The 3001-nt window shown below is 72.0% G+C and carries 2 protein-coding genes; one reads left to right on the top strand and one right to left on the bottom strand.

Going from position 1 to position 3001, the window contains the following annotated elements; translation table 11 throughout:
• Positions 1 to 117 precede the first annotated feature (117 nt).
• Complete coding sequence (gene tkt, locus Q7T67_RS08295; RefSeq protein ID WP_304787950.1) at positions 118 to 2148, bottom strand: transketolase; 2031 nt, start codon at positions 2146 to 2148, stop codon at positions 118 to 120.
• A gap of 112 nt (positions 2149 to 2260) precedes the next feature.
• On the opposite strand from tkt, the gene Q7T67_RS08290 reads away from it, so the two are divergent.
• Positions 2261 to 2752 carry an inorganic diphosphatase gene (locus Q7T67_RS08290; RefSeq protein WP_304787948.1) on the top strand — a complete coding sequence of 164 codons (492 nt, stop codon included), beginning with the start codon at positions 2261 to 2263 and terminating at the stop codon, positions 2750 to 2752.
• The last annotated feature ends 249 nt before the right edge of the window (positions 2753 to 3001 follow it).

Raw genomic sequence — 3001 nt, 5'->3', positions numbered from 1 at the left:
GGCGCCCGCCGCGGCCGGCCCACCCGGTCGCGATCCGCCGGGCGCGCCCCGCGGGTCGCCGGATCGCCGAGGCCGGAACCGCCCGGCGGGGCCAGCAACCGGCCCCGCCCCGGTCCCTCAGGCCCCGAGCAGCTCGTGCGCCCGCGCGGCCACGTTCTCGGCGGTGATGCCGAACTTCTCCATCAGCACGCCGGCCGGGGCCGAGGCGCCGAAGCGGTCGATGCCGACCGTCGTGTCGGCGTAGCGCTCCCAGCCCATCGTCACGCCGGCCTCGACCGCGACCTTCGGGACGTTCACCGGCAGGACGTCGAGGCGGTAGTCCTCGTCCTGCTGGTCGAAGAGCTCCCAGGACGGCAGCGAGACGACGCGCGCCTTGACGCCCTGCTCGCCGAGCAGCTTCGCGGCGCCCACGGCCACGTTGACCTCGGACCCGGTGCCGATGACGACGACGTCCGGCTCGCCGCCCTCGGGATCGGACACGACGTAGCCGCCCTTCGGCACGCCGACCCACGCGGCCTCGTCGCCGCCGTCGCGCGGCAGCGGCTCGAGGTTCTGCCGCGACAGCGCCAGCACCGCCGGGCCGTCGACGTCCTCGAGGATCGTCCCCCAGGCGGCGAAGGTCTCCACGGAGTCGCCGGGGCGCAGGACGGTCACGATCGGCATCGCGCGCAGCGACGCGAGGTGCTCGACCGGCTGGTGGGTCGGGCCGTCCTCGCCCAGCGCGACGGAGTCGTGCGTGTAGACCCAGGCGGTGTGCAGGTTCTGGAGGGCCGACAGGCGGACCGCGCCGCGCATGTAGTCGACGAACTGCAGGAACGTGGAGCCGTACGGGCGGACGATGCCGCCGTGCGCGGCCAGGCCGTTGACGATCGCGCCCATGCCGTGCTCGCGCACGCCGAAGTGCACGTTCTGACCGGCGCCGTCCTTCGTGAAGAACTCGGCGTCCGGGAGGACCGTGTTCGTGGAGGACGAGAGGTCCGCGGCGCCGCCGACGAGGGTCGGGACGAACGGCGCGAACGCGGCCATCGCGCGCTTGCCCGAGATCCGGGACGCCTCCTTCGCGGGCTCGAGGGCCTTCAGCGCGTCCTTCAGACCCGGCAGCGGCTTGCCGTCCCACGCGGCGTCCCACTCCGCGGCGCGGTCGGCGTCGGCCTCGCGCCAGGCGGTGTAGCGCTCGTGCCAGGCCTTGTGCGCCTCGGGGCCCGGGTTGCCCGCGCGGAACGCGTCGTACACGCCGTCGGGGACGAGGAACTGCGCCTCGGGATCCCAGCCGAGGGCCTCCTTCGTCAGCTTGACCTCGTCGTCGCCCAGCGGCGAACCGTGGGCCTTGCTCGTGCCCTGCTTGTTCGGCGACGGGTAGCCGATGACCGACTTCACGTGGATCAGGGTCGGCTGCGTCGTGTTGGCCTCGGCCTCGTCGAGCACCCTGCGGAGCTGGTCGAGGTCGTTGACGTCGGTGACGCGCAGCGTCTGCCAGTCGTACGCCTGGTACCGCTTCTCGACGTCCTCGGTGAAGGACATCGACGTCGGGCCGTCGAGCGAGATGTCGTTGTCGTCGTAGAAGACGATGAGCTTGCCCAGGCCGAGGTGGCCGGCGAAGGACGAGGCCTCGGCGGAGATGCCCTCCATCAGGTCGCCGTCGGAGGCGATGCAGTACGTCCGGTGGTCCTGCACGTCGGCGCCGTACTTCTGGCGCAGGAAGCTCTCGGCCATCGCGATGCCGACGGCGTTCGAGATGCCCTGGCCCAGCGGGCCGGTCGTGACCTCGATGCCCTCCGTCAGCGGCAGCGGCGTGGCGTCCGGGCCGGCGTCGGCGGACGGCAGGTGGAACTCGCGCTCGGGGTGCCCCGGCGTCTTGGAGCCCCACTGGCGGAACTGCTTCAGATCGTCGATCGAGAGGTCGTAGCCCGCCAGGTGCAGCGCGGCGTACTGGAGCACCGACCCGTGCCCCGCGGAGAGCACGAAGCGGTCTCGGTCCAGCCACGCGGGCTCGGACGGGTCGTGCTTCATCCGCTCCGCGTACAGGAGGTAGGCGACCGGCGCGAAGGCCAGCGGCAGACCCGGGTGACCCGAGTTCGCCTTCTGGACGGCGTCGATCGACAGCGTCCGGATCGTGTTGATGGCGAGGGTGGCGTCAGCGGTACTCACGGACCCAGTATCCCGATCCGCGCGCTCGTTCCAAGGGCCGGGGCCCCGAACGCCGTCCGCCCGGTGGGGCGTCGGCCCCCTTCTGTGACGCCCGCACCGTAGAATCGCGCCCGTGTCCGACGACCTGCTGATGTTCGTGGAGATCCCCAAGGGGTCCCGTAACAAGTACGAGTGGGACGAGGAGGTCGGCGCGATCGTCTTCGATCGCTACCTCTACTCGTCCGTCGTCTATCCGGCCGACTACGGCTTCATCACCGACACCCTCGGCGAGGACGGCGATCCGCTCGACGCCCTGACCCTCGTGTCCGACGCGACCTTCCCCGGCTGCCGGATCCCGGTCCGCGTCATCGGCCTCTTCAAGATGATCGACCAGGGCGAGGTCGACGACAAGGTCATCTGCGTGCCGGTCGCCGACCCCAACTGGAACGGTGTCGACTCCCTCGACGACATCTCCGCCCAGCTCAAGACGGAGATCTCGCACTTCTTCGAGATCTACAAGCAGCCCGAGGGCAAGATCGTCGAGGTCCAGGGCTACCGCGACCGCGCCGAGGCGCTGGAGACGGTCAAGGCCGCCAAGGAGCGCGAGATCGCCCGACTGAAGTAAGGGTCGGTGCGCGCCAGGACGACGTCCGGGGCGCGGCCGCCGCAGCCCTCGGCCGGGTGTCGGCAGGTCACTGCCCTGCTGCACCGGCGCACACCTCCCAGGTCCGCGGTCGGCCGGCGCCAGGACGACGTCCGGGGCGCGGCCGCCGCAGCCCTCGGCCGGGTGTCGGCAGGTCACTGCCCTGCTGCGCCGGCGCACACCTCCCAGGTCCGCGGTCGGTCGGCGCCAGGACGACGGCCGCAGGCGCCG

It is taken from the genome of Patulibacter sp., assembly GCF_030655195.1.
Classification (GTDB): Bacteria; Actinomycetota; Thermoleophilia; order Solirubrobacterales; family Solirubrobacteraceae; genus Patulibacter.
Note: the sequence above shows the minus strand (reverse complement) of the source record. Positions and strands in the feature narration are given on the sequence as shown.